The organism is Bacillota bacterium, from assembly GCA_036504675.1.
GTDB lineage: Bacteria > Bacillota > Sulfobacillia > JAJYWN01 > JAJZPE01 > DASXUT01.
Map to the genome: position 1 here is coordinate 1 of DASXUT010000168.1, position 6,301 is coordinate 6,301.

6 protein-coding genes and 2 tRNA genes are annotated in these 6,301 nt (G+C 65.4%); all 8 read right to left on the reverse strand.

Annotated elements, in window-relative coordinates; genetic code table 11:
• Nucleotides 1-298 precede the first annotated feature (298 nt).
• Nucleotides 299-371, reverse strand: a tRNA-Glu gene (locus tag VGL40_13180).
• Nucleotides 372-476: 105 nt separating this feature from the next.
• Nucleotides 477-547: transfer RNA gene (locus tag VGL40_13185), tRNA-Gln, on the reverse strand.
• Between the two features lie 246 nt (nt 548-793).
• Nucleotides 794-2,347, reverse strand: coding sequence for a glutamate--tRNA ligase (gene gltX / locus VGL40_13190; protein HEY3316217.1), 1,554 nt, complete (start codon nt 2,345-2,347; stop codon nt 794-796).
• Nucleotides 2,348-2,553: 206 nt separating this feature from the next.
• Entirely contained in the window at nt 2,554-2,817 is a 264-nt protein-coding gene (locus VGL40_13195; protein ID HEY3316218.1) for a pro-sigmaK processing inhibitor BofA family protein, read from the reverse strand.
• A 130-nt stretch (nt 2,818-2,947) separates the two neighbouring features.
• Entirely contained in the window at nt 2,948-3,208 is a 261-nt protein-coding gene (locus tag VGL40_13200) for a YaaL family protein (GenBank protein HEY3316219.1), read from the reverse strand.
• A gap of 182 nt (nt 3,209-3,390) precedes the next feature.
• Nucleotides 3,391-3,987 carry a recombination mediator RecR gene (gene recR, locus VGL40_13205; protein HEY3316220.1) on the reverse strand — a complete coding sequence of 199 codons (597 nt, stop codon included), beginning with the start codon at nt 3,985-3,987 and terminating at the stop codon, nt 3,391-3,393.
• A gap of 9 nt (nt 3,988-3,996) precedes the next feature.
• Nucleotides 3,997-4,311: a YbaB/EbfC family nucleoid-associated protein gene (locus VGL40_13210; protein HEY3316221.1), complete on the reverse strand. Its 315-nt coding sequence runs from the start codon at nt 4,309-4,311 to the stop codon at nt 3,997-3,999.
• 14 nt (nt 4,312-4,325) lie between these two features.
• A complete protein-coding gene (gene dnaX / locus VGL40_13215; GenBank protein HEY3316222.1) occupies nt 4,326-6,026 on the reverse strand; it encodes a DNA polymerase III subunit gamma/tau in 1,701 nt (566 codons plus the stop codon).
• Nucleotides 6,027-6,301: the final 275 nt, after the last annotated feature.

The window sequence follows — 6,301 nt, forward strand, 5'->3', positions numbered from 1 at the left end:
GAGACCTATCTACGTCAGAAGAACCCCGGTTGGCAAAAACTCATGAGCCAACGCTAAACCAGTCGCGGAAACGCTGAGGGTGACATTTTCTCAGTCCCGTTATGCGCTTATACAGGTGACATATTCACTGTCCATTGACACGCGTCCGATTGGCCGGCGAAATCACCCAGAATATAGATTCTCCAACACCTTCCGGTCTATTCGCTCTGCCTTTTCGCGTCTCCAACCGCTCGGTTTCCCGCGACCGTTAGGGGCGCAAAAAAGAAGCCTCATCGGCTTCGTTGAAAGCCGGAACCAGTAGCCCCCAGGGGATTCGAACCCCTGTCGCCGCCGTGAGAGGGCGATGTCCTAGGCCTCTAGACGAGGGGGCCATCGAGCATTGATAATTATACCTCACGTCGGTCGACTTGTAAAGTCGGCCGCCCAGTCAATCATCCTTACTTCTGGCTCGGCTTTTGCCGAGAGTGGGGGTCCTGCTGGGGAGGATGGATTCGAACCATCACAAACAGATCCAGAGTCTGTCGTCCTACCATTAGACCACTCCCCAGGGTCGGCAGAAAACTTCCATATTAATGGCTCAAAGTTCGTTCTTCGTTTGCCCTTCGTTCGTTGGCGCTCCGCCATCGCGACGTTTGTTTGTCTCTCGCCGTCGTGACGTCGCTCGAGGTTCGCCCCCGGCGACGCTTTTATATTATAGCACCCGAGTTTTGTTTGCGCAAGGCAGCTCGGCCCGGCGCCGGCCACCGTCAAATCGTATTGTTGGCGTCATCCCGGTCGGCCATCCGGCTACCCTTCAGGCCCCCGGTGAACCGCTCGACAGCTTCCCCGGCCAGGGTCCGCCGGCACGCACCAGTGCGCTCGCCCGGGCCAGGCGCCCGAGGGTCCGCTCGCGGCCCAGGAGCGCCAGGATTTCGAAGAGCGACGGGCCGGCGGTCCGGCCGCTGAGAGCCACCCGGGTCGGGTGAATGAGGGCTCCACCTTTGAGTCCGCGGCCCTCGATGAGCCCACGATAGGCCGCCTCACAGGACTCCTGATCGAACCGCTCCAGTCCGGCCAGGATCTCGCGGGCCTGATCGAGCAGGTCCGCCACGTCCGGCTGGCTGAGGTACTTCTGGACGCCCTTGGGATCGTAGTCGAAGTCGTCCCGAAAGAAGTAGGCCGCCGCCTCCGGCAACTCCCCGAGGGTCTTGATCCGGTCGCGGAGGCTGGTCAGGATGGCCTTGACGTAGTCCCGGCGATCCTCGGTCACGGGCTCGCCGATCAGGCCGGCTCGGATCATGAACGGAAGGGCCGCGTCGGTCAGGCGGTCCAGGTCGATGGTCCGGATGTAGTGGCCGTTCATCCAGGTCAGCTTGTTGATGTCGTAAATGGCCGCGTTCTTGGACACGCGATCGAGGGAGAACTGCTGCTTCATGTCCTCGAGGCGGAGGACCTCCTCGCCGCCCTCGGGTGACCAACCCAGGAAGGCCAGATAGTTGACGATGGCTTCGGGAAGGTAGCCGGCCTCCTGGAACTCCTCGACCGAGGCCGCCCCGTGCCGCTTGCTGAGCTTGGAACGGTCGGGGGCGAGGATCATCGGGACGTGGGCGAAGGCCGGGCAGTCCCAGCCGAAGGCCCGGTAAGCCACGATCTGCTTGGGCGTGTTCGAGAGGTGCTCATCGGCCCGGAGGACATGGGTGATCCCCATCGTGTGGTCATCGATGACGCAGGCGAAGTTGTAGGTCGGGGTGCCGTCGGACTTCATGATCACGAAGTCGTCGAGCAGGGCGTTTTCGAAGACCACCGTCCCGCGGATGAGATCCTCGACCACCGTCGTCCCCTCGGTCGGGACCTTGATCCGGAGGACCGGCCGGCGACCATCGGCGGCCAGCCGGCGCTTGTCGTCTTCGGTCAGATCCCGGCATCGCCCGTCGTAACGGGGAGCCTGCCCCAGGCGGCGGGCTTCCGCGCGCCGCTCGGCCAGTTCCTCGGGGGTACAGAAGCATTCGTAGGCCGCGCCCAAGGCCGTCAGGGTCTCGGCGGCCTGGTGGTAGAGGGCCAGCCGCTCGGATTGGAAATATGGACCCACTGGACCACCCACCCCGGGGCCCTCGTCCCATTGCAGGCCGAGCCACTTCAAGGTGCTGGTGATCTGACGGGTGGAGTCTTCGATCTTGCGGGACAGGTCCGTGTCTTCGATCCGGAGGACCAGTCGGCCCCCGTTCCTGGCGGCGAAGAGCCAGTTGAAAAGGGCCGTGCGGGCGCCCCCGATGTGCAGATACCCGGTCGGGCTGGGGGCGAAGCGCACCCTGACCGCCCCCGCTGCCCCCGCAAAGGCGGCCCCGCCGATCTTCTCGAGCTCGTCCATTCCTCGTTTCCGCCTTTCCCGATGCGCGCGCGATGAGCCGGGGTGCGGCCGCCGACCACAGTTTGCCTTTCTAAAGATAACCCAATTCCGGCCAAAACTCAAGCAAGGGATGGTTTGGGCCGGCGGCCGAATGGACGGGCGGCCCGCCGCCGGGCCGCCCATGGAGAATCCGCCGCCATATCGATCGGGGACCGGTCTTGCGGGCTTCAGCCCAAGACACGTTGGAGGACGAACAATAGGATGACTCCCGGGACTCCCAGGAAACCGACGCCCAGGGCGGTTGCCGGGTTCAGGGCCAAGCGGAACCCGAGGTACTGGCCGGCCAGGTTGAGCCCCCAGATGGCGACCCCGCCGATGACCGCGTTGTAGAGGGCGTAGACCAGGAACCGCAGGGGCACCAGGAGCAGCCGGGCCACCAAGTACAGGAGAAGGATCCCGAAAGCATAAGCGATGATGAGGTTGTAGTCCACGTCCCCACCCCCTCCGTTTCAAGTCTATTGGGAGGGGGGACAGCTTATGACCGGACGGGCCGGGGGCCGGAGGCCGGGGGCGCGGTCGGAGCCGCGAACTGCGCCCGGGACCCGGGTCGCGCCCCGGATGTCAGGACTCCAGGGTCAGCCCTTCGAGCTTGGCCCGCTTGATCAGGAACATGTACTTCCGCTCGGTCGCCTCGAGCATGAAGATGGCGTGGTCGATGAGGTCCGGGTCGGTTACCGCCTCGAAATAGGACTTCGCCGCCAGCCAGTCCCGGCGGGCCTGCTCGACCGAGTCGCCGAAGCTCGGCGGACGGCCGACCTGGTTGTCGTGGTCGTCGGGGAAGAGCCGCGAGGTCACCGCGGATAGGATCTGATTGGGGCTCATCCTGGAAAAACGCCTCCTCGTGGAACGTGCCCACCATCATATGCAACGGCCCCGACCGTTGTCCCAAGGTGGGTGTCCCACGAGGAGATTGTGTGCAGAAAGGCGGTTACTTAACACCGTCGGCCGGCCGCCCGGGTCTTGCCGCGGCCCACTGGGCACGCCCGGCGGCATTCTACGTCAGATCATAGCTCGCGCCGGCCCTCCAGGGCTTTGCCCAGGGTGACCTCGTCGGCGTACTCCAGGTCACCGCCGACCGGCAGACCGCGGGCCAGCCGCGTCACCCTGACCTCCAGGGGTTTCATCAACCTGGCCAAGTACATTGCGGTGACCTCGCCCTCGGCGTTGGGGTCGGTGGCGACGATAACCTCTTTGACCCGACCGCCCTCGAGCCGGCGTAGAAGTTCCCTGATCCGTAGGTTCTCCGGGCCGACCCCGTCGAGGGGCGAGATGGCCCCGCCGAGCACGTGATATAGGCCGTTGTACTCCCTCGTCCGTTCGAGGGCCTGGACGTCCCTGGCTTCCTCGACGACGCAAATGATCGTCCGGTCCCGCCCATCACCGGTGCAGATCGGGCACGGGTCGACCTCGCTCAGGTTGCCGCAGACGCGGCAGTTGATCGTCCGCTCCTTGGCCGTCACCATCGCCGCCGCGAGGGCCCCGACATCCTCGACCGGCCGTGAGAGAAGGTAGAAGGCCAGCCGCTGGGCGGTCTTGGGCCCGATGCCGGGGAGCTTCTCCAGTTCGTCGATGAGCCGGGCCAGCGCCGGCGAATAGGACATCGGCCTACCTCACAACATGCCGGGCATCTTGAGCCCGCCGGTCAGCTTGGCCATTTCGGACTTGACCGTCTCGTCGGCCTTGCGAAGGGCTTCGTTGACGGCGGCGAGGATGAGGTCCTGGAGCATCTCGACATCCTCGGGATCGACCACCTCGGGTTTGATAGTCACCTTGGTGACTTCGTGGCGGCCGTTGACCGTGACTTCGACGACTCCGCCGCCGGCGGTCGCCTCGAAGGTTCGACTGGCCAGCTCTTCCTCGGCGCGGGCCATGTCCTGCTGCAGTTTCTGGACTTGCTTCATCATCTTGTTGAGGTTCATGCCCATGGTTTCTTCGCCCCCTAGCCTTGGTCGTCCACTTCCACCACGTCGTCACCGAAGACCTCCCGGGCCGCCTTGACCAGGGGATCCTCGGCCTTGCCGGCCTGGCCGGGTTCGGCCCCGGCCGGGACCTCCGCACCGGCCGCGACCTCGGCCTTGACTTCACCAGATAACCGGCAGGAGACGGCGACCTTCTGACCGAGGAGTTCAGACAGGAGCCCCTCGATCAGCCGGCGGTGCTCGTCCCTGGAGGCCAGGTCACGAAGGGCCGAGTGATTGAAGCCGATGACCAATTGCCTCCCGTCGAAGGCGGCTGGTTCGGCCTCTCTCAGCAAGGCGTGGGTGGACACACTCTTCTTCTTCAGTTGGTCGCTGAACTCAGTCCACTTGGCCTGGACCTGACCGAGCTGGTCGGCCGTGGCGGGGGGCGCCTTGCCGGGCGGAGAGGCGGCCGCCGCATGAGCCGCCGCCCCGGCCGGCGGCGAACCCTTGGCGCCGGGCTCGACCGCTTTCGATGGTCGTTTCGCCCCCGGCTTGGCCCGTGACGCAGATGCCCCCGCGCCCCTAGCCTTGGCCGGGGTTCCTTCACCTGCGGCCCGGGCCTCGTCTCGAGCGTTCTCCACCTCGGAGGTCGCCGCCGGCTCGGGACCTGCGGCTTCAAGAAGGGCCATCTCCAGGATCAACCGTGGCTGCCCGGACCAACGCATTTCGTTGTCGCGGCCGAGGAGGATGCCGAGAATGGCTCTGATTCGTCCGACCGCCAAGGCTTGCGCCGCTTCGGCCAGCTTGGCCGGGTCGGCCGAGAGGGTCAGGCCCGGGGTATCGGGGGACAGCCTGAGGACCAGGAGATCGCGGAACATGGCGACTAGGTCCTTGAGCAGTTGCCTGAGGTCCTCGCCCTGGTCGACCAGGGCGGCGACGGTCTCGAGGCAGCCTCGGAGGTCGCCCGCGGCGACGTAACCGGCTAGAGTCAAGAGGACGTCGTCCTTGACGCTGCCGAGGACCGACCGGACGTCGTCCATGGTCAATGGCCCGGTGGCAAAAGCCAGGCACTGGTCGAGAAGGGTGAGGGCGTCCCGCAATGAGCCCTCGGCCTTCCGGGCGATGGTCCGGGCCACCTCATCCTCGGCCGACACCTTGCCGGCCGCCAGGACCTTGCGCAGCTGGCCGTCAATCTGGCCGACGGTCAGCCGGTGGAACTCGAAACGCTGGCAGCGGGAGGTGATGGTCAACGGGACCTTCTGCGGCTCGGTGGTCGCCAGGATGAGGACGGCGTGAGGCGGCGGCTCCTCGATGGTCTTCAGCAAGGCGGCGAAAGCTCCGCGGCCTAACATGTGAACCTCGTCGATGATGTATACCCGGCGACCCCCGCCGCTCGGGGCCATCTGGATCTTCTCGCGGAGGTCCCTTATGTCGTCGACCAGGCCGTAGGAGGCGCCGTCGATCTCAATTACATCGATGGACGAGGCGTGGGCCACGGCGATGCAGGAATCGCAGGCGTTGCACGGTTCACCGTGCCGCGGCGAGCGGCAATTGATGGCCTTGGCCAGGAGGCGGGCGATGGTCGTCTTGCCCGTCCCGCGAGGACCGCAGAAGAGGTAGGCATGGGCCACATTACCGGTGGCCAGGGCGTTCTTGAGGGTCCTGACCACGTGCTCTTGGCCGACAACGTCGGCGAAGGTCTGCGGCCGCCATTCGCGGTAGAGCGCCAATCGAGGCACCAAAGCCACCCCCCTTATCCGCTAGTCTTCACCCACCCGGCGCTCTGACCCTCGCCCGGCGGTCGTCCGGCTCGTATTTCGCGCCGCGTCCCCGGTTTCCCTGCGTTGGCCGATCCGCCGGGTCGGCCGTTGAACCCGAGTTCGACAGTCACTAGGTAAAAGAATGGCGCAACTGGGCGCCAGAGAAGGGTTTCCACGATTGGGTCTTTTGGGGCGTGTATCTATGTGTCCGGGTCCGGCTTTTTCGCACCGGTTGCAGTGATACCAAGGATCCG

Excerpts from the sequence above, each read along its gene's own strand:
- gltX (HEY3316217.1), bottom strand. The coding sequence starts at position 2,347 with ATGGACGAGCTCGAGAAGATCGGCGGGGCCGCCTTTGCGGGGGCAGCG.
- VGL40_13200 (HEY3316219.1), bottom strand. The coding sequence starts at position 3,208 with ATGAGCCCCAATCAGATCCTATCCGCGGTGACCTCGCGGCTCTTCCCC.
- recR (HEY3316220.1), bottom strand. The coding sequence starts at position 3,987 with ATGTCCTATTCGCCGGCGCTGGCCCGGCTCATCGACGAACTGGAGAAG.
- VGL40_13210 (HEY3316221.1), bottom strand. The coding sequence starts at position 4,311 with ATGGGCATGAACCTCAACAAGATGATGAAGCAAGTCCAGAAACTGCAG.